The organism is Candidatus Pelagibacter sp. Uisw_127 (assembly GCF_047722515.1).
Lineage (GTDB): Bacteria > Pseudomonadota > Alphaproteobacteria > Pelagibacterales > Pelagibacteraceae > Pelagibacter.
This window is the reverse complement of the sequence record NZ_CP159815.1, coordinates 78,829-97,629: the sequence shown is the minus strand read 5'-3', so window position 1 is coordinate 97,629 and position 18,801 is coordinate 78,829. Positions and strand designations below refer to the sequence as shown.

Below are 18,801 nucleotides of genomic sequence, written 5' to 3'. Positions count from 1 at the left end.
TTTTAAGACTTAATTTTATAACCTTTTTTGTAAAGAAAAAAAGCCATATACCACATTACAATACTTAAAATTGTTAAATAGATTAATCCTATAGTTATTGACCCATCTGATTTTCCTAAAAAACCATATCTAAATCCATCAATCATGTAAAAGAATGGGTTAATATGACTAATAATTTGAAAAAATTTAGGAAGTTTGTCTATAGAATAAAATACACCAGATAAAAAACTCAATGGAGTAATAATGAAGTTGGTGACAGTTGCTGTATGGTCAAATTTTTCAGCCCACAGACCAGTAATAAAACCTAAGCTTCCTAATATAAAAGCACTTAAAAAACCAAAAATAAAAATAAATAAAATATTACTTATTGGCATCTCAACTATTAGAGAGAAAACACCTATTGAAATTATGGCAATTAAAAAACTTCTTGTGAGAGCTGCTAATATTATTGCCATTGAAACTTCTAATGCTGATAAAGGTGCATAAAGCATATCAACAATATTTCCCTGAATTTTTCCAATCATTAATGATGACACTGAATGACTAAATGACTGGGTTAAAATACTCATCGCAATTAAACCTGGTGCTAAAAAACTGATAAAAGAATAACCAAGAACATCTCCCCTATTATTCCCTAAAGCCAAAGATAAAACTGACAAAAATAACAAACTAGATACAAGTGGAGATAGTAATGTTTGCTGCCAAACTACCATAAACCTATTACATTCTTTAAGCCATAAACTTTTAAAACCAACCCAATTTATAAAACCAAATTTTTTTACACTAATTTCATATTTCTTATTCAATTCAACCATAAGTAATCATATATAAATTTTGAGAAATTTGTGTACAAAACAAAAATATCTATTGTTTTTTTTTTAATCTTGTGTGATCTGTATGTAGTTATTATAATTAATTAACATACTAAATATAGATTATGAGTTGGAATGAAGAAAAAGTTGGAAAACTAAAAGAGCTTTGGGGGAAAGGAAGCACGGCAAGTCAAATTGCTGAAATAATTGGTGGAATTAGCAGAAATGCAGTTATTGGTAAGGCTCATAGATTAAACTTGTCATCAAAAATTAAAACTAGAAATGCTTCATCAAGTCAAAGTTTTAACAGCAACTCAGAAGAAAGTAATTTCAAACAAAAACAAGGAAAAAAAAGTAAGTTTAAGTCTTTGCTTATTGAAAAAGATTTTGAGCCAGAAAATCCTAAAAAATTAGAAGAGCTAGATGAAAGCTCTTGTAAATGGCCTGTTGGACATCCTGAGGAAAAATCATTTTATTTCTGTGGAAGGTCCTCTTTAAAAGATTTTTCATATTGTAAACTTCATTTACTATATGCTTATCAGCCAAAAGGGAAAAGAGAAGAGCACACTACTACTGATAAAGAAGATGATGTACCACAGTATATTGATAAAAAAGTTAATAGTGCTTAATAATATTTTCTTCTAAAACTATTATTTTTTATTTCTATTTTTTCCATCAATACCTCTCCCAATAGATTTGATAATTAAATACAATAGAAATGAAAAAATTAAAAATATTAAAACATAAGTAAAATTAATCACCATTTAATAAATTATACAACTTTAGTTTAAAAAATTCTATTAAGAATTAGTATTGTTATATTTTTTAGTAGAAAATTGACCACCATCTCTCCACATGTAGCAATATTTTTCAACTTCTTGCTCGAATTGCCGTGTGCTTGGAACTCCTATATCAGAATTAGTTTGATATTTATTTGAAGAAATATTGTCATACTTTAATAGAATAAGTTGGTCTACTGTCAATAATGGTTTTGGAAATAATTGAAATAATTTTGCTGAAATATTTGCAGCAAAAAATGGAAGGGGAATTAGCAATCTATTCTTATTAATTAGCTTTAATAATTTTTGTAAAATTATTTTTAAAGAAATAACATCAGGTCCTACACACTCAATTATTTTAGAATGTATATTTTTAGAAATAACATGAAAGATAGTATCTGTTAAATCAGAACAATGGATTGGAGTAAATTTAGTAGCTCCATTATAATAAAGTGGAAAAAATGGAAGCCTACCTAACAAAGTCATAAAGTTTGTAGTAAAATTGTCATCTACTGAATAAACTACTGATGGTCTTAATATGGTAGCTAGTGGAAAATTTTTTTGGATTTTGATCTCACCCTCTAACTTACTTTTTGCATACTTTGAATCTATAGCGTCATTAATGCCTAATGCTGATAAATGAATAAATTGCTGAACTTTATATTCCTTGCAAAGTTTAGCTAAAATAGATGGAAAAATAGAGTGAATATTTTTAAAAGTATTTCCCTTGCCACTTTCATATAAAATGCCGATTAAATTGATACAAATATCAGTTTGAGTAAAAAGTTTTCTAATCTTTTTTTCGTCAAAGATATTAGCTTCAACTATATCTATATAGCCAGCATTAGCCTGGGTCTTTATTACATATCCTTTTTGATGAAGGTTTCTAGTGACTACAGTAACCTTATAATTATTTTTAGTAAGCTTTCTGATTAAATGACGACCTATTTGACCACTTCCGCCAAAAATTAGACAATTTTTTACTTTCATATATATATAATTAAAAATGAATATTGATATTAAACTTCACAAGAATGATCTACCAGAAGATTTGGATTTAGGCAATATTATAGCGGTTGATGGAGAATTTATGGGCCTCAATGTTAAGCGTGACCCTTTATGCCTTATTCAAATATCAAGTGGAAATTCTGATGCACATATTATTCAGCTAGATAGAAAAAATTATAATGCTCCAAATTTAAATAAAGTTCTTTCTGATGAGTCAATTACAAAAATATTTCATTATGGAAGAGCAGATATGGCTCATATCAAATATTATTTAAAAACAGACACTAAAAATATTCTTGATACTAAAATTGCTTCAAAATTAGCTAGATCTTATTCAGATAGTCATTCTCTTAAAACTTTAATTAAAGAATTTATAAACATTGATGTCAGTAAACAATTTCAGAGTTCAGATTTTGGAGGTGAATTGTCACCAGCTCAACTCAAATATTGTGCAAATGACGTTATTTATTTGCATAAAATTCATGAAGAACTAAATAAAATTCTTATTAGAGAAGAACGAGTCGATTTATATAGTGAATGTTTAAAATTTTTAAAAACTAGAGTTGACCTTGATTTGGCTTTATTCAAAGATGATATATGGGCCCATTAAATGAAAAAAAAAGATTATAAAAAAATTGCAAAGAACGTAATCGACTTGGAAATTAAAGCCTTAAAAAAACTGAAGAATTCAATTAATGATTCCTTTAACGAAGCAGTCGAAGTAATTGCGAAATGTCAATCTAAGGTAATTCTATGTGGAGTTGGAAAAAGTGGACTAATAGCAGCTAAAATTTCAGCTACACTTTCTTCTGTTGGAACTCCTTCTTTTTCTCTATCTGCAAACGATTGTTCTCATGGAAATCTTGGCAGTATCTCTAAAAAAGATATTTTAATTCTGATAAGTTACTCAGGTTCTACTGAGGAATTAAAAAACATCATAAAGTACGCAAATCGAAACAGAATTACTTTGATAGGCATAATGTCTAGAAAAGATTCTATACTATATAAAGCCTCAGATATTAAGTTACTTATACCAGAGGTCACTGAAGCTGGTCTTGGAATTGTACCAACTGCTAGCACTATTAATCAGTTAAGTATTGGAGATGCCTTAGCAGTATCCATGTTAAATAGAAAAAAAATAAGTAAAAAAGATTTTAAAAAATTTCATCCATCGGGAAACCTTGGGGCTAAACTAAGAACAGTTGAAGAGTTAATGATTATTGGAAGTAAAATTCCTTTTGTTAATGAGGGGTTAAAAATGAAAAAAGCCTTACAAATTATATCAAATAAAAAACTTGGAACTTTAATTATTCAAAATAATAAAAAAGTTACGATAGGGATCATTACAGATGGCCAAATAAGAAGGTTCAATGAAAAAAGGAGCAATCTCCAAGACTTAACTGTGAAAAAGGTAATGACCTTAAACCCTATTAGCGTCGATCAAGATACACTTGCTGAAAAAGCTTTATCTATAATGAATGCAAAAAAAATTACCTCTTTGTGTGTTAACAGTAAAAAAAATAAAAAAAAAACAATTGGAATTTTGCACATACACAACATATTGCAGTCTAATATTCATTAAATGAATAAAAAAACTACAATACAAGTTGTAATGGTTTTTTTAATTATTTTTATCTCTTTATTATTTTATTTAAAATATTTTAATAAAAATTCTAAAAATTTAAAAGAAAATATAATTATTAAAAATATTGATGTTAACCAGAATGACACATCGAACTATATTGATAATATTAACTATATCTCCTCGGACACTAAGGGAAATAAATATCAAATAACAGCAGAACAGGCAGAAATTAAGATAGATAGTCCTGATTTAATGTTTTTAAAAAATATTATCGCTTATATTTTTATAAAAGATTCTGATACGATTAAAATTACTTCTGATTTGGGTGAATACAATACAACAAATTATGATACTGCTTTTTCTAAAAATGTAATAATTACTCATCCTGACCACAAAATAACTGGGGAATATGCAAATTTTTCTTTTTTAAATAACCTTGGAACAATTACTACAAATGTTGTTTATATTAGAGATAAAACAAATTTATTTGCTGATAGGATAGAAATGGACATGATTACTAAAGACACTAAAATTTTTATGAACGATAGTACTAAAAAAGTGCTAGTAGAAGGAACTAAATAATATGGGAATAATTAAAAAATTTAGAATCAAATCATTTAAAAATCCTCAACCCATAATCTCATTAGAAAATATATCTCTATCATTTGGTAATAGAAAAATTTTAGACAATGTAAGTTTTAAAATTAATCAAGGACAAATTTTAGGAATGTTGGGACCTAATGGAGTTGGAAAATCAACAATTTTTAATATGATTACTGGTTTAATTAAACCAGACTTCGGTAAGATTAAATTTAATGGTACTGATGTAATCAATTACCCAATATATTTAAGGACTACAAAATTTAGAATTGGTTATGTTCCTCAATATGGGGGTTACTTTAGCGATCTTACCTTGCTAGAAAATTTAAAAGCAATTGCAGAAATAGTGATTACAGACAAAAACTTAATTTATCATAAAATTGATCAACTAATTGCTAAATTTGAGCTAGATGCCATACGTGACACTAAAGCAAAATTTTTATCTGGTGGTCAAAAAAAAAAATTAGTAATTGCCTTAGCTTTATTAAGTGATCCAAAAGTGCTTCTACTTGACGAGTGCTTTGCAGCACTAGATGTGCTCACAATCAAAATGCTCCAAGAAATTATTGTTAACTTACAAACAGAAAATAACATAACCATTTGTATCTGTGATCACCAAGCAAGAGATTTACTTTCTTGTGTAGATGTTGCGGTAATTTTATCTAATTGTAAAATTGTAGCACAAGGATCTCCAAATGATTTAGTAAATAATATTGAAGCGAAAAATGCTTACTTTGGGGACTCATTTAAATTTAATTAGTCGATGTCAAAAGTTCTAATCATAAAAAATAAAATTAAAGATTTTGATAAAGAGATAAAAGTTAGTGGTGATAAAAGCCTAAGTATTAGATGGGTTTTACTTGCATCTCAAGCAACTGGAGCATCTAAAGCCTATAATCTCTTAATGTCTGAAGATGTTCTTGCGGCTCTAGATTCTATAAAAAAACTAGGAATAAAAGTAAAGATGCATAATAACTATTGTGAGATATTTGGTGGTGGAATTAATGGTTTTAAATATAAAAAAAATTTGAAAATAGACGCAAGAAACTCTGGAACGCTAGGAAGACTGATATTAGGTTTATTAATTAAGTCACCAAAAAAAATAAAGTTAATTGGTGATAAAAGTTTATCTGAAAGAGATTTTTCAAGAGTAACCCTGCCTTTAGAGAGGTTCGGTGCTAAATTTTATTATAAGACAAAGAATAAACTACCTCTATCAATTCTTGGCTCTCAGTCTGTAAAAGGTATTAAGTATTTAGAAAATAAAGGTTCGGCCCAGTGTAAAAGTAGTGTGATGTTTGCAGCTCTTAATGCGTCAGGAACAACATCTATTAAAGCAAAAAAATCAAGAAACCATTCAGAATTACTTTTTAAGTATCTAAAAATACCTATAAAAATTAAAAAAAATAAAAAATATGACTTTATAGATATTAAGCAACCAAAAAAAATTAAAGCTTTTAATTATCAAATTCCTGGAGACATAAGCTCAAGTGCATTTTTTATGGCACTTACAACGCTTACAAACAATTCGAAACTTTTGATTAAAGATGTAAACATTAACCCTTCAAGAACAGGTGTGATTACCATTTTAAAAAAGATGGGCGCTAAAATTATATTAAAAAATAAAAGAAATTACAGAGGTGAAAAGATATCCAACATTTTTATAAAAAGCTCAAATAACCTAAAAGCTATAAATTGCCCAACAGAACTAAACAGCAGTGCTATAGACGAATTTTTAGTTATTTTTTTAGTAGCAGCAAGAGCAAAAGGAATTTCTTATTTTAAAGATCTATCTGAGTTAAACCAGAAAGAAAGTCCAAGGTTAAACTGGGGATCTAAAATTTTAAATATGATGAGTATAAAAACAGAACTAACAAAAAACTCTATTAAGATTTATGGACAACCTAATTTAGATATGACAAAGACAATTATAATCAAAAATTATCTAAAAGATCATAGGATTTTCATGATGAGCACAATTGCTGCTTTAACTTTTGGTGGTCAATGGAAAATTTATGACAAAGATTCTATAAATACTTCATTTCCTTCTTTTCTAAAAATAATTAAAAAAATAAATAATAAATAAATTAATATGAAAAATTATAAAAAAACATGTTTACAGGTAGCAATTGATTCGCCTGCGGCTGCAGGAGCTGGTACACAAGCAAAGCTAATCTCTAAACATTATAAACTTTTATATCTTGATTCTGGAAAAATTTATCGTCTTCTGGCTTATTTAAAAATAAAAAATCCAAAAAAATTTAACTACGCTTTTGTTTCAGAAAAAATGAAAGCTTTAAAAATGTCTGACCTACAGAGTAAAAGGCTTTTATCTGATGATGTTGGAAGTGTGGCTTCAGTAATCGCAAAAGATATAAAAATCAGAAAACTAGCGCATAACTTTCAAATGGAATGTGCTTACAATCCATCAAAAAAATACAAGGGATCCATCATTGATGGGAGAGATATAACTTACAATATTATGCCAGAAGCCGATTTTAAATTTTTTATAACCGCAAGTGCTAAAACCAGGGCACTTAGAAGATATAAGGAGCTAAAAGGATTAAATAAAAAAATATCACTCAATGAAGTACTAAAAAACATAAAAAAACGTGATAAAAGTGACTATAATAGAAAGGTTTCGCCTTTAAAAAGAACAAAGGATCAATACTTGATATCTTCTGAAAATGAATCTAAAAGATCATGCTTTTTAAAAATAAAAAAAATAATAGATAAAAAATTAACTCTTAATGGAAATATACAATAACCTAGAAACTGCTGCTTCAAAAGAATTCGAACAACTATTAAATTCTCAATTTACAAAAACTGCAAACCTTGAAGAAGGAAAAATTATTACAGGTGTGGTAAATAAAGTAACTGACAACTTTGTATTTCTTGAAGTGCCGGGTTTAAAATCAGAACCAATCCTAGACATTAATGAATTAAAGAGCATGGGCATGCTTGATAAAGCAAAAGTAGGTGAAACCATTTCTGTTCTTCTTGAAAGATTAGAAGATAAAAAAGGTGAAGTATTGGTTTCAGCTTCTAAAGCACAAAAAATTCAAGGTTGGGATAAGCTAGTTGAAGCTTATGAAAAGAACGAACCTATTATGGGTAAAATTACTGGACGTGTAAAGGGTGGTTGTATTGTAGAGCATATCGACACTGGATCTTTAATGTTTCTACCAGGATCACAAATTTCAGACAAACCATTAAAAGATATTAGTCACTTAATGAACGAGCCACAAAAGTTTGCTCTTATTAAGCTAGATAAAGTTAGAGGAAACGCCTGTGTTTCTAGAAGAGAAATTATTTCGTCATTTAAAAAAGAGGATAAAATTAAGATTGTTGAAAAATTCAAAGTTGGAGACATAATTAAAGGAGCTGAAGTAAAAGGATACAGCTCATTTGGTTGTTTTTTTAGTGTTAATGGTGAGCTTGATGTATTAGTCCACCTTCAAGAAATTTCTTATTCAAGGGTTAATCACCCTGACGAAGTTTTTACTATTGGTGAAAAACATGACTTGTTAGTAATTACAGTAGATAAAGAAAAATTACAGGTAGGTTGTTCAGTGAAGCAGCTTTCCCCAGACCCTTTTGAAAATATTTCGAATTACGAACTAAATAAAATTTATAAAGTTAAAGTTGTTAAAATAATGGATTTTGGTGCATTTTGTGAACTAGAAAAAGGATTATCAACTTTACTGCACTCGAGTGAATTAAGCTGGACTAAAAAAAATATATCAGCTAAAAAAATGTTTAAAGTTGGTGACGAGATTGATTGTGTTATCACTGAAATTGATAAAGAGAAAAGAAGAGTTGCGATCTCACATCGTTTAACAACAGAAAATCCATTTGAAACATTTGAAAAGAAGTACCCAATTGATTCAGAGGTCGAGGGTGAAGTTGTTAGTAAAAACGAATACTCTATCTTTTTAAAAATTGATGGAATAGATATTGATGCATTCTTACATTGCAATGACCTAACTTACCTTGCAAATCCAGAGGAGGAGTTAGCTAAACATAAAATTGGTGACAAGTTAAAAGTTAAAGTATTAGAGGTTAAAGCAGCAGAACAGAAGGTACGTGTAGGACTTAGACAGACAATGCCAGATCCGTTTAATTGGTTTAACGATAAAAAAGTTAAACAAGCTATTACTGTTAAAATTATTTCAACAGATAATAAGGGTTTAGTTGTTAGACCTGAGGGTTGTGAGATGGACTTTATTATCAAAAAATCTGCAATAGCCATTAATGCAGCTGACGCAAGACCCGCAAGATTTACTGGTAGTGAGAGGATTGACTGTGCAATTCAAGAATTAGATTTAGATAAACGAAAAGTTACATTAAGTATTAAATTGCTTGAAGAAATTGAAAGAAAAGTAGCATTAGATACTTATGGTTCTGAAGCAAGTGGTAAAAACTTACCTTTTTCATCATTATCTGATGATTTAGAAAAAAAGAAAAAAGAAGAAGAATAAAAAATTGGCTATTGTAAAATCAAAGCTTCTAAACCAACTCAAAAAATCATATCCGAATTTCCTCAAAAAAGACCTTGAGAAAGTTGTATCTGTAATTTTAAGTGAAATTAAACAAGCTCTAAAACGTGGAGATCGAGTTGAATTGAGAGGTTTTGGTATGTTTTCAACAAATATTCAAAAAGCTAGAATATCTCGAAACCCTAAAACTGGAGAAAAAGTAAATACACCCAAAAAAAAAACAATTCACTTTAAAATGGCTAAGGAAATGTTTAAAAAATTAAACAATCATGAATAAAAATATCTTCGTAGCCTGTGATGTATCAAGTCAAAAAGAAATATTAGATTTATTAGAATTAATTCATGACGATATTTCAGGAATTAAAATTGGGCTACAATATATCACTCAAAGAACACCTGAAGAAATAAGAGAACTTTCAAAGTTTAAAAAACCTATTTTTTATGACGGAAAATTTTTTGATATTAAAAATACGTTAGTTGAATCAGTAAAATCGCTTAAAAATTTAAATGTAAATTATGCAACAGTTCATCTCTTAAATGGATTAGATGCTCTTAAAGCAGCAAATCAAGCTGCGCAAGAAATTGATTTAAATTTATTAGGTGTTTCTATTTTAACAAGTTTTAGTGATGAAGATTTGGAGAGCTTAGGGTTTAATAACAAAGTTGAAGATCAGGTTAAAAAACTAATTAAAATTGCAATGGAGGCTAACTTACACGGTGTGATTTGTAGCCCACTTGAAACTAAAATGATTAAAAAAATTGCACCAAACCTTAAATGTTTTACTCCAGGGATAAGAATGGGAGAAAAAAAAGATGATCAAAAAAGAACAATGAATGCTAATGAGGCAATTATGGAAGGCAGTGACTGCCTTATAATTGGCAGACCTATCACTAAAGGTGATCCAAAAGAAAATATAAAAAATATTCTTTCGTCCATAGATTAGATGAAGTCAAAAATTTGTGGAATCTCTGATTCTGAAACATTAAGATATTTAATAGAACACCCTAATGCTCCTCAATATATTGGTTTTATTGTTAATTACCCAAAATCTAAAAGATTTGTTGAACGCAACCAACTTAAAGAACTTTTAAAAGTAAATAAAAATAATTCAAAATATGTTGCAGTATTAGTTCGGCCTGATCAAAATATTCTTGAAGAAATAAAAGATTTACCCTTTGATTATTATCAAATTTATGACTGCACTCCAGCTGAGATAAAAGTTATTATAGAAAAATATGATAGAAAAATTATTGTTGCTATCACTGTCAAAGATCAAGGTGATGTTATAAAATATATGGAATATAACAACCTTGCAGACATAATATTATTTGACAGTAAAGGTTATGAAAAAAGTATATCTTTTGATCACCAATTAATTAAAAATCTTAAAATAAATAAGGAATTAATGCTGGCAGGAAATATTCAAATAGAAGATAATATTGAAAATTATAAAGAAATAGCAGACATTGTAGATATTTCTGGAGGTCTAGAAACTTCTGGATTAAAAGATATTTCAAAAATAAATATTTTTTTAAACAAAATTAAACAAATTAATGATGAAGCTTAAAAAAAAAATTCCTTTAATTGATCAGCACGATAAAAGTGGTTTTTGGGGTGGCAAGTTTGGTGGTAATTTTATTCCTGAGACCTTAAAAAAGCCTGTTGAAGATTTAACAATTTTATTTGAAAAGCTTAGATATGACAAAAAATTTCTGAAACAAAGAGATTATTACTTTAAGAACTATATAGGTTCGCCAACCTCTTTTGCAAAGCTTCAAAACCTATCAGAGCATTTAAAAGGTGCTCAAATATATGCCAAAATGGTGTCTGAGGCCAACGGTGGTGCTCATAAAATATATAATGCAACAGTTCATTGTCTTATTGCTAAAAAGGCAGGCAAAAAATATGTCGTAGGTGATACGGGTGCTGGCTATGCTGGCAAAATGTTAAGTATGGCTGCTAAAAAATTTGGTCTTGAGTGTAAAATATTCATGGGTGCAAAAGACATAAAAAGACAAAGACCAAATGTTGATGCAATGAAAAAAAATGGTGCTGAAGTTGTGCCCGTTTATTCTGGGAGCCAAACATTGGTTGATGCTGTGAGTGAGTGTATGAGATATTGGGTTTCAAATTGTGACAATACTCATATGTGCGTTGGTTCAACAGTAGGTCCAAATATATTTGTTAAAATTTGTGGTTGGAGTACAGCTCAAATTTCAAGAGAGTTAAAACTTCAAATTCAATCTGAATTTGAAAAAATTCCACAAAAAGTTAAACTTATTAATTGTGTTGGTGGCGGGAGTTCAGCCTACGGTTTTTGGAGTGAGTTTATGGATTATGATAAAAAACAAATAGAATTGATTGGTGTTGAAGCAGGTGGGCCAAAAAATTCTAAACTTCATGCTGCACCTTTAACAAGTGGTGCTAAACTTGGAATACTACATGGTGCTGCTGCTTATGTTTGTCAAAACAGTGAAGGACAAATTAATGATACTGCTTCTATTTCTGCTGGATTAGATTACCCTGGTGTGTCTCCTATTCACTGTTTTTTAAAAGATACAAAGAGAGCAAGGTATACATCTGCAACAGATGAGGATGCTTTAAATGCTTACAAACTTGTAACCAAACTTGAAAAAATAAACCCTAGTTTAGAACCAAGTCATGCTTTTGCAGAAGCAATCAAAATTGCTCCTAAGTTAAGCAAGGATACAATCATTATAGTAAACTCTTGTGGGGATGCTAAAAAAGACCGCGACATTTTAAAAGCAAGATTAGGGAAGATTAACTAATATGTCATTAATTAACTTAGCATTTAAAAAAACTAAAAATGAAAAAAGACCTGCTTTACTCACTTACACAGTTGCAGGTGACAATAGTAAAAAAAAATCATTAGATATATTAAGATCAATTGCAAACTATGCTGATATTTGTGAGATAGGCTTTCCTCATAACACTCCAATTGCAGATGGTGGTCAAATTCAATCAAGTGCTTATAGAGCTTTAAAAAATGGAATTAAAATAAAAGATGTTTTTTCAATAGTAAAAGATTTTAAAAAATCTAAACAAGCCAAACCAGTAATTTTAATGGGTTACTATAATATGATTTATCAATATGGTGATAATAACTTTATCAATATTTGTAAAAAAGTTGGTGTTGATGGTTTAATTGTTGTTGATTTACCTTATCCAGAAAACAAAGGTTTTGCTAAAAAATGTAAAAAGAAAGATATTAGCTTTGTTCAATTGGTCTCTCCTACTACCTCACCAAACAGAATGAAAAAAATTATTAGAGATTCTCATGATATGGTCTACTATATCAGTATGCTCTCAACGACAGGTGGGAAACTAAAGCTTTCACCTAAAAAAATTCTTGAGAGATACAATAAAATTAAAAGTCTAAATAGGAATAAAAACATTGTAATTGGGTTTGGAATTACTGAAAAGACAATAGCATCACTAAGAAAAGCTGATGGATTGGTAGTTGGGAGCGCTTTGTGCAAGGAAATATCAAAATCAATCGAAAAGAGACAAAATCCTGTCACAAATGTGACTAATATTGTAAAAAGATTAAGAAAGAAAATTGCATGAATTGGATTCAAAAAACTTTACGTTTCGGTGAAAAAATAAAAAAAATAATTAAGAAACGTGCAAGCAAAGAAGAAATTGCTAATAGTGACTGGACGTCTTGTTGTAAAGGTCCGATTTTAAAAAAAGATTTAAAAGATAATTTATGGGTTTGCCCATCTTGCAATAAGCATCACAGAATAAGTCCTCGTCAAAGATTTGATGTTATTTTTGGTAAAAATAATTATGAAGTTTTAAAAACTCCTATTCCTCAAGATGATCCTTTAAATTGGAGTGACTCTAAATCTTATAAAGATAGATTAAAAGCTGCTAGAAAAAAAACAGGTATGAACTGTGGAATGATGGTGATCAATACTAATATTCAAACTGTAAAGATTACTGCTATTGCATCTGATTTTGATTTTGTAGGTGGCTCAATTGGTGCAGCGGAAGGTGAAGCTTTCTTATATGGAATTCAACATGCCATCGAAAATGAACAACCTTTTATAGTTTTCACTTCAGGCGGTGGAATGAGAATGATGGAATCATTAATTTCACTTTCACAAATGACCAGAACTACTTTGGCAATTAATGAGCTTAAAAAGCATAACCTTCCTTATATTGTTGTGTTAACGGATCCAACTGCAGGTGGTATCACGGCATCATATGCAATGCTTGGTGATATTCATTTAGCAGAACCTGGTGCTCTGATAGCTTTTGCAGGAGCGCGTGTAATTCAAGGAACTGTTAGAGAGGAATTACCTGATGGATTTCAAAGGAGTGAATATGTTGAAAAAACAGGATTTGTGGATTTAATTGTTGAAAGAAAAGACCTTAGAGAAAAATTAGGTTCATTATTATCAATATTGTTAAACAAAAATTCTGCTATAAATTCATCAGAAAATGAAACTTCAGAAGATAGTAGAACGCTTACAAAAGCTGCATCCTAAGGAAATAGATCTAAGTCTAGATCGAACTAGAAATCTTTTAGAAAAATTGGGTAACCCTCAAGATAAAATTAATTGTATTTCTGTTGTTGGGACAAATGGTAAATTTTCAACCATCCAAGCTCTTTATGCAATTTTCAAAGAAGCAAATTACAAGTGCAATATCTATACAAGCCCACATATTCAAAAAATTAATGAGCGATTTGTATTTAATAACAAGCCCTTAACAGATGATGAGTTGGCCAATCTTTTCTCTGAAATAGAAGAAGCAAATAATGGGACTCAAATTACTTTCTTTGAAATTTTGACTGTTGCTTACCTTCATTATGCTAAAAAATACCCTGAAAACATTAACTTAATTGAGTCTGGCCTTTTTCACAGATTTGATGCGACTAATATTTTAAAGAAAAACTTGGCAAGCATTGTGACTGTCATTGGTCTTGATCATTTAGATTGGCTTCCAAAAGGAGACCAAACAGTTGATAAAATTATATTTGAAAAAACATCAACTTTATTAAATTCTAAAATCATCGTTGCGAAACAAAGCTCGAATGAAATTAACAAAAGTATCGAAAATACAATTAAAGATAATTCTTCTAAAAAAATAATCTTTAATAAAAATTACAGTTTCACCTTAAAAGAAAATGATTTCTTCTATTTTGAAGATGAGTTTGGAGGTTTAAAACTCCTAAAGCCAAATTTACCTGGTGAATTTCAATTAGAAAATATTTCTACAGCGATTGCAACTGCAAGACAACTAACAGATTATAAGATAACTGATAAACATATTAAGAGTGGTATTACTAAAATAGAAAGTATTGCACGACTACAAGAATTAAAATCTGGAAAACTAAAAGATTTAGTTAAGAATAATCTATTATTTATAGATGGGTCTCATAACCCGCTTGGCGCAAAAGTATTAAATGAATATCTTCAAAGTTTAAATTGTAAAAAACATATTATATTAGGAATGATGGCAAACAAAGATCACAACAAGTATATGGGTTACTTTAAAGATATTAAATCCTTAACAACAATTGATATTCCAAATCAACCTAATGCTATTAATGGGAATGAACTTAAAGAAAAAATTAAAAATTATAAAAATATAAAATACCAAAACTCAGTTGAAAATGCGATTAGATCAATTGATCTTCAGGAAAATGATATAATTTTAATTACTGGTTCATTGTATCTTGCAGGAGAAGTTTTAAATTTAAACTAGATATTCTTATCTAAAAATTCTTTCATGTGGCTCTCTGCAACACCCCCTACTTTTCTGTCTACTTCAACACCTTTTTTATAAACTATAACGGTAGGAACTCCTCTTACACCAGCAGCAGAACCGGTGTTAATTCCACCATTTTCAATGTCTGCATAGTAAAAACTAGCTTTATCTTTATAGGTATCGGACAACTTTTCCATTACAGGAATCAATGCTTTACAAGGGGCACACCATTCTGCAGAAAACTGCACAATTGATACTTCTTCATTCTTAATTTTTGTTTCAAATTGTTCGTCTTTAAAATCTATAAGCATGTTTCTTATATAAATTCTTATTATATTTATTCAATATGTAAAAAAGGTTTTTTTTAATTAATTCACAGGAGAATTAAACTTGTTCGTATTTTTTCTGTATTCCTTCAACAAACTCATTAATTTCATCTAAAAACTTAAGTTTTTTTTCATCTTTATCGTTAGTATATCTATCTCTTAGATTATCACATTCAAAATAAAACTCCTTACATGTCCACCATTTTTCCTTTTCATCGCTCAATATTCTCTCAGCTATCCCTCTTTTTATAGCTTTAAACATGTCTGTAGGCAATGTTTCAGGTGATTCTTGATAAATTATTTTTTTCCCAAAACTTACCATTCTCTCATCTTCAAATTTATCTAATAATATTAATTTATCCTTCCAAGAGGCTGCATGCCATTTTGGGAATAAAGCTGTATCTTTTTGAGGAGTAAATTTTTTATAAATAGTCTCTTCAGCAAGTAGGTCTACCTGTGAATCAAATTGTGCTTTTTCTTCAGCAGTTTCTCTTAATGCTGTTAAAACGTTTTGAGAAAATTTCTCATTACTATTTACTAATTTTGCACGCTCTTTAATTAAATCAGGATCAAGCTTGCTATATGGTTCAGTTTGTAATCCATAACTTGCGTCTAAAATTATAGGAGCTTTGTTTGATCGTATAGTTCTTAAAAACTTTAATTTTTTAATAGCGCTTTTAAGTTCTGAAATTGACATGTCAAATAATGGGATTGGATCAATTTTAAGATCAAATGCTTGGCCCCACTGATAAATTGGATGAATACAATGTTTGGGGTGAAGTGGCGCAACTACAAATCTATAATTTTTACCAAAATGATATTCTGCAAGAGTAAACATTTTCTCTGTTTTAAAGATTGTTTCAGTATCGCTTTTATTTGCTGTTCTTAAAAATGTATCCCAAGTTTGAGGTTGATTTTTTTTAATTAAACCTAAAACCTTAACAGTTAATTCTGCGTCAAATAAAGCTGAGTGAGCCCCACTTGATTCAAATCCATTCATTCTAGCTAGCGATTCTAACTTCATTACCGCATTACCTTTTGCATTTATTTCAGTTTTTACTACACTCTCATCAACCGCATGAGCTCCTCTTGCAATGTTTAATCCGTCATGTCTTTTATTTGGAGTAGCATTTGTAATATAAGGATATCTAATTCCTCTAAAAAATTCATTTCTTATCATCTCGTCATCAAAACCAATATTTGACCAACCCATGAATATTGCTGGGCTCCATTTTTTAAATATCGCTTCTAACTGAGCTAGCATTTGATAGTGGCTTAGGTTTCCTTTCGTTAATAAATCAACACTAGTTTTATTAACTATCAAAGCCATTGCCTGAGGCACTTCACCTTCAGGTAGTCTGCATCTAAAATTAAATCTGTCTAATTCTTTAAAGTTTGCGTCAACTAAAACACCACCCACTTCAATAATGCTTCCCCATGAAGTGTTCGCACTGCTAGATTCTATATCCCATATTGCTAAATTCATACTAGTTCATATTCCTTTGGTGATAAAATTGTTCAACTTTTTCTAAAAACTTGTTTTGATATTCTTCTAATTTTGATCCTTGAATTCTAAAGTCTTGGAATAAATTATCTACTGTACAAAGTAAAACAATTCCTTGGGTGATGTTTGAGTTATGAACAACGTTATGGGCTAATGAATAAGCCCCTAATTGAAGGTAATAGTCCTCAATCCACTCTTCTTTTTTAGGTTTATTGGATTGTTTAAAATCTATAATGGTTTCTTGCTCCTCATAGACACCCACCGCATCGCACGTTCCAGCATACTTTCCAGGGTAATATAAACAAGATTCCGTTCCCCATATCTCTGACAATTTTCCTTTAATTCCTTGCTCAATAATTTCATCAGCCATTTTTTTAGATTTATTTTCTACTTCTAATAATTCTAAGTTTAACTGGCCTAATAAATATTTTTCTAGAAAGCCATGCATTGATGTTCCTCTGCTTGAGGCATCATTTTTAATTCTATTTGCTTCAGCAGCTCCTACTCTTGCTTTCCAGTTTGCAAGGGATGCTTTTTTTTCTTCACTTTGTGTTGCTTGTAAAATTGATGTAACTGATGGAAGCTTTTGTTGATTTACAGCATACATTCTTGAACCACTAACCATTGATCTCATTGATTTTGGATAAGTAAATTTATTATTCCACTGCATATAGTTTTTATAATCGTTATTTAGAAAAAAAAGAAATTAATTTTTTGCTTGTTTTGAGTGATCTACAAATTTTTCTACATTTTCTGTTTGAACTGCTTTTTCAATTTGCTCAGGATCTTTTATATTTTCTAATGTTCTTGTTATTGATCTTGCATCTTTACCAAAAGTATCCACAACACCCATAGCTTCTTCTAATTTTTTTCTAAGAATAAGAATATTGTCAAAATGTTTTGAAAATCTTGTACTAATTGTTTTTAAATGGTCATAAATTTCTGTAGCACCCTTTTGAACTTTTAAAGATTGAAAGCCCATGTGTAGAGATTGTAAGTAGGCTGAAAGAGTATTTGGACCACAAATTACAATTTTATATTTTTTCATTAATTCTTGAGTTAATAATTCTTTAGTATTTGCATCTTGGTATTCAGTCAGCTCTTTATATAAACTTTCAGTTGGTGCATAAACTATTGCAAAGTCTGTAGTTTTTGGTGGAACAATATATTTTTCATTAACACTTTTAGCTTTAGCTTTAAATGCAGTAGCAAGTTTGGTTCTCGCATCTGCAACAGCTTTTTTATCATCTGAATCATATGCATCTGTTATTGCTTTAAATTTTTCTACTGGAAAATGTGAGTCTACTGGAACTAAAACATCACCCTGAAGTTTAATAGCAAATTCAACATTTTCACTTGTATCCTCTTTCATTTTAACGTTTGTCATGAATTGTGAGGCAGGTAATAAGTCTTTAATTAGAGCATCCAAACTAAATTCTGCAAGAGTTCCATATTTTTTAACTCCCGCTAAAATTTTAGTTATCCCCTCTTGGCTCTTATTTAGTAATTCTACTTGTTGATTAAAGTTTCCTACTTTTTCATCAACTTTAGTTAGGGCTGCTGTCATGTCTTTAGTTACTCCAGTTGATAGAGAGTTAAATGAAGTCGACATAGAACCTAGTGAGTTGTTGATGGTGGTATTTAAAGAATCTTTTAATGAAGTAATTTCTGTCTTTAAATTAGCTATCTCCTCAGCTTCTTTATTTTCACTCCCATCTTTTGGCTTAGGTTTTAAATTTAGATAAAGGATTGCTAAAGTAGCTACTAGTAACATGACTAATGTGATTATTAAAACTGTGTCCATGATTCTTCCCTTATATCATATTTTATGATTTTTTAGCTATATAGTCAGATGTTGATAACTATATCTATTAGTTTAAAAGTATTTCTGTGGAAATTTTGTTAATATTAAAAATAGTATTGATTATCGGAGCTATTATTACTGCTT

21 protein-coding genes are annotated in these 18,801 nt (G+C 29.4%); 15 read left to right on the top strand and 6 right to left on the bottom strand.

The features are described from left to right. Window positions 1-2: 2 nt before the first annotated feature. Entirely contained in the window at window positions 3-815 is an 813-nt protein-coding gene (locus tag ABXT65_RS00505; protein ID WP_415323552.1) for an ABC transporter permease, read from the bottom strand. 122 nt (window positions 816-937) lie between these two features. Here ABXT65_RS00505 and ABXT65_RS00500 point away from each other — a divergent pair, with 122 nt between their 5' ends. Further along, complete coding sequence (locus ABXT65_RS00500; protein ID WP_415323551.1) at window positions 938-1,441, top strand: GcrA family cell cycle regulator; 504 nt, start codon at window positions 938-940, stop codon at window positions 1,439-1,441. Window positions 1,442-1,612: 171 nt separating this feature from the next. Here ABXT65_RS00500 and ABXT65_RS00495 read toward each other — a convergent pair whose 3' ends face one another. Next, the gene (locus ABXT65_RS00495; protein WP_415323550.1) at window positions 1,613-2,581 is read right to left on the bottom strand and encodes a complex I NDUFA9 subunit family protein; all 969 of its coding nucleotides are present in this window, start codon (window positions 2,579-2,581) and stop codon (window positions 1,613-1,615) included. A gap of 16 nt (window positions 2,582-2,597) precedes the next feature. On the opposite strand from ABXT65_RS00495, the gene ABXT65_RS00490 reads away from it, so the two are divergent. From ABXT65_RS00490 to ABXT65_RS00425, 14 genes are read left to right on the top strand one after another with little or no spacing between them, the layout of a single operon-like run. Then, window positions 2,598-3,209 (top strand): ribonuclease D, encoded by a 612-nt coding sequence (locus ABXT65_RS00490; protein ID WP_415323549.1) that lies wholly within the window; start codon window positions 2,598-2,600, stop codon window positions 3,207-3,209. Further along, window positions 3,210-4,181: a KpsF/GutQ family sugar-phosphate isomerase gene (locus ABXT65_RS00485; RefSeq protein ID WP_415323548.1), complete on the top strand. Its 972-nt coding sequence runs from the start codon at window positions 3,210-3,212 to the stop codon at window positions 4,179-4,181. After that, window positions 4,182-4,766, top strand: a complete 585-nt coding sequence (lptC, locus tag ABXT65_RS00480) for an LPS export ABC transporter periplasmic protein LptC (RefSeq protein ID WP_415323547.1) — start codon at window positions 4,182-4,184, stop codon at window positions 4,764-4,766. 1 nt (window position 4,767) lies between these two features. Then, window positions 4,768-5,544: an ATP-binding cassette domain-containing protein gene (locus ABXT65_RS00475; protein WP_415323546.1), complete on the top strand. Its 777-nt coding sequence runs from the start codon at window positions 4,768-4,770 to the stop codon at window positions 5,542-5,544. Window positions 5,545-5,547: 3 nt separating this feature from the next. After that, window positions 5,548-6,870 carry a 3-phosphoshikimate 1-carboxyvinyltransferase gene (gene aroA, locus ABXT65_RS00470; protein ID WP_415323545.1) on the top strand — a complete coding sequence of 441 codons (1,323 nt, stop codon included), beginning with the start codon at window positions 5,548-5,550 and terminating at the stop codon, window positions 6,868-6,870. A gap of 6 nt (window positions 6,871-6,876) precedes the next feature. Then, window positions 6,877-7,551, top strand: a complete 675-nt coding sequence (locus tag ABXT65_RS00465; protein ID WP_415323544.1) for a (d)CMP kinase — start codon at window positions 6,877-6,879, stop codon at window positions 7,549-7,551. Further along, entirely contained in the window at window positions 7,535-9,265 is a 1,731-nt protein-coding gene (locus tag ABXT65_RS00460) for a S1 RNA-binding domain-containing protein (RefSeq protein ID WP_415323543.1), read from the top strand. The genes ABXT65_RS00465 and ABXT65_RS00460 overlap by 17 nt, the downstream gene beginning before the upstream one ends. 4 nt (window positions 9,266-9,269) lie before the next feature. Next, window positions 9,270-9,560: an HU family DNA-binding protein gene (locus ABXT65_RS00455; RefSeq protein ID WP_415323542.1), complete on the top strand. Its 291-nt coding sequence runs from the start codon at window positions 9,270-9,272 to the stop codon at window positions 9,558-9,560. Further along, entirely contained in the window at window positions 9,553-10,227 is a 675-nt protein-coding gene (pyrF, locus tag ABXT65_RS00450) for an orotidine-5'-phosphate decarboxylase (protein ID WP_415323541.1), read from the top strand. The genes ABXT65_RS00455 and pyrF overlap by 8 nt, the downstream gene beginning before the upstream one ends. Continuing rightward, a complete protein-coding gene (locus ABXT65_RS00445; RefSeq protein ID WP_415323540.1) occupies window positions 10,228-10,851 on the top strand; it encodes a phosphoribosylanthranilate isomerase in 624 nt (207 codons plus the stop codon). After that, the gene (gene trpB / locus ABXT65_RS00440; RefSeq protein WP_415324218.1) at window positions 10,841-12,073 is read left to right on the top strand and encodes a tryptophan synthase subunit beta; all 1,233 of its coding nucleotides are present in this window, start codon (window positions 10,841-10,843) and stop codon (window positions 12,071-12,073) included. Before ABXT65_RS00445 ends, trpB begins: the two co-directional genes overlap by 11 nt. A gap of 1 nt (window position 12,074) precedes the next feature. After that, entirely contained in the window at window positions 12,075-12,872 is a 798-nt protein-coding gene (gene trpA / locus ABXT65_RS00435) for a tryptophan synthase subunit alpha (protein WP_415323539.1), read from the top strand. Continuing rightward, window positions 12,869-13,798 (top strand): acetyl-CoA carboxylase carboxyltransferase subunit beta, encoded by a 930-nt coding sequence (locus ABXT65_RS00430; RefSeq protein ID WP_415323538.1) that lies wholly within the window; start codon window positions 12,869-12,871, stop codon window positions 13,796-13,798. The genes trpA and ABXT65_RS00430 overlap by 4 nt, the downstream gene beginning before the upstream one ends. Then, the gene (locus ABXT65_RS00425; RefSeq protein ID WP_415323537.1) at window positions 13,752-15,020 is read left to right on the top strand and encodes a bifunctional folylpolyglutamate synthase/dihydrofolate synthase; all 1,269 of its coding nucleotides are present in this window, start codon (window positions 13,752-13,754) and stop codon (window positions 15,018-15,020) included. Before ABXT65_RS00430 ends, ABXT65_RS00425 begins: the two co-directional genes overlap by 47 nt. Here the strand turns inward: ABXT65_RS00425 and ABXT65_RS00420 are convergent. The 4 genes from ABXT65_RS00420 to ABXT65_RS00405 all read right to left on the bottom strand — a co-directional run bounded on the left by ABXT65_RS00420 (window position 15,017) and on the right by ABXT65_RS00405 (window position 18,657). Beyond that, entirely contained in the window at window positions 15,017-15,334 is a 318-nt protein-coding gene (locus ABXT65_RS00420; protein WP_415323536.1) for a thioredoxin family protein, read from the bottom strand. The genes ABXT65_RS00425 and ABXT65_RS00420 overlap by 4 nt on opposite strands. Window positions 15,335-15,407: 73 nt before the next feature. Next, window positions 15,408-16,835 carry an exonuclease domain-containing protein gene (locus tag ABXT65_RS00415; RefSeq protein WP_415323535.1) on the bottom strand — a complete coding sequence of 476 codons (1,428 nt, stop codon included), beginning with the start codon at window positions 16,833-16,835 and terminating at the stop codon, window positions 15,408-15,410. Window position 16,836: 1 nt separating this feature from the next. Next, window positions 16,837-17,523: a hypothetical protein gene (locus tag ABXT65_RS00410; RefSeq protein ID WP_415323534.1), complete on the bottom strand. Its 687-nt coding sequence runs from the start codon at window positions 17,521-17,523 to the stop codon at window positions 16,837-16,839. Window positions 17,524-17,559: 36 nt separating this feature from the next. Continuing rightward, the gene (locus ABXT65_RS00405; RefSeq protein ID WP_415323533.1) at window positions 17,560-18,657 is read right to left on the bottom strand and encodes a DNA recombination protein RmuC; all 1,098 of its coding nucleotides are present in this window, start codon (window positions 18,655-18,657) and stop codon (window positions 17,560-17,562) included. Window positions 18,658-18,801: the final 144 nt, after the last annotated feature.

Bases quoted from the DNA above. Each gene is read 5' to 3' on its own strand.
- ABXT65_RS00505 (WP_415323552.1), bottom strand. From the start codon at position 815: ATGGTTGAATTGAATAAGAAATATGAAATTAGTGTAAAAAAATTTGGT.
- ABXT65_RS00500 (WP_415323551.1), top strand. From the start codon at position 938: ATGAGTTGGAATGAAGAAAAAGTTGGAAAACTAAAAGAGCTTTGGGGG.
- ABXT65_RS00495 (WP_415323550.1), bottom strand. From the start codon at position 2,581: ATGAAAGTAAAAAATTGTCTAATTTTTGGCGGAAGTGGTCAAATAGGT.
- ABXT65_RS00490 (WP_415323549.1), top strand. From the start codon at position 2,598: ATGAATATTGATATTAAACTTCACAAGAATGATCTACCAGAAGATTTG.
- ABXT65_RS00485 (WP_415323548.1), top strand. From the start codon at position 3,210: ATGAAAAAAAAAGATTATAAAAAAATTGCAAAGAACGTAATCGACTTG.
- lptC (WP_415323547.1), top strand. From the start codon at position 4,182: ATGAATAAAAAAACTACAATACAAGTTGTAATGGTTTTTTTAATTATT.
- ABXT65_RS00475 (WP_415323546.1), top strand. From the start codon at position 4,768: ATGGGAATAATTAAAAAATTTAGAATCAAATCATTTAAAAATCCTCAA.
- aroA (WP_415323545.1), top strand. From the start codon at position 5,548: ATGTCAAAAGTTCTAATCATAAAAAATAAAATTAAAGATTTTGATAAA.
- ABXT65_RS00465 (WP_415323544.1), top strand. From the start codon at position 6,877: ATGAAAAATTATAAAAAAACATGTTTACAGGTAGCAATTGATTCGCCT.
- ABXT65_RS00460 (WP_415323543.1), top strand. From the start codon at position 7,535: ATGGAAATATACAATAACCTAGAAACTGCTGCTTCAAAAGAATTCGAA.
- pyrF (WP_415323541.1), top strand. From the start codon at position 9,553: ATGAATAAAAATATCTTCGTAGCCTGTGATGTATCAAGTCAAAAAGAA.
- ABXT65_RS00445 (WP_415323540.1), top strand. From the start codon at position 10,228: ATGAAGTCAAAAATTTGTGGAATCTCTGATTCTGAAACATTAAGATAT.
- trpB (WP_415324218.1), top strand. From the start codon at position 10,841: ATGAAGCTTAAAAAAAAAATTCCTTTAATTGATCAGCACGATAAAAGT.
- trpA (WP_415323539.1), top strand. From the start codon at position 12,075: ATGTCATTAATTAACTTAGCATTTAAAAAAACTAAAAATGAAAAAAGA.
- ABXT65_RS00430 (WP_415323538.1), top strand. From the start codon at position 12,869: ATGAATTGGATTCAAAAAACTTTACGTTTCGGTGAAAAAATAAAAAAA.
- ABXT65_RS00425 (WP_415323537.1), top strand. From the start codon at position 13,752: ATGAAACTTCAGAAGATAGTAGAACGCTTACAAAAGCTGCATCCTAAG.
- ABXT65_RS00420 (WP_415323536.1), bottom strand. From the start codon at position 15,334: ATGCTTATAGATTTTAAAGACGAACAATTTGAAACAAAAATTAAGAAT.
- ABXT65_RS00415 (WP_415323535.1), bottom strand. From the start codon at position 16,835: ATGAATTTAGCAATATGGGATATAGAATCTAGCAGTGCGAACACTTCA.
- ABXT65_RS00410 (WP_415323534.1), bottom strand. From the start codon at position 17,523: ATGCAGTGGAATAATAAATTTACTTATCCAAAATCAATGAGATCAATG.
- ABXT65_RS00405 (WP_415323533.1), bottom strand. From the start codon at position 18,657: ATGGACACAGTTTTAATAATCACATTAGTCATGTTACTAGTAGCTACT.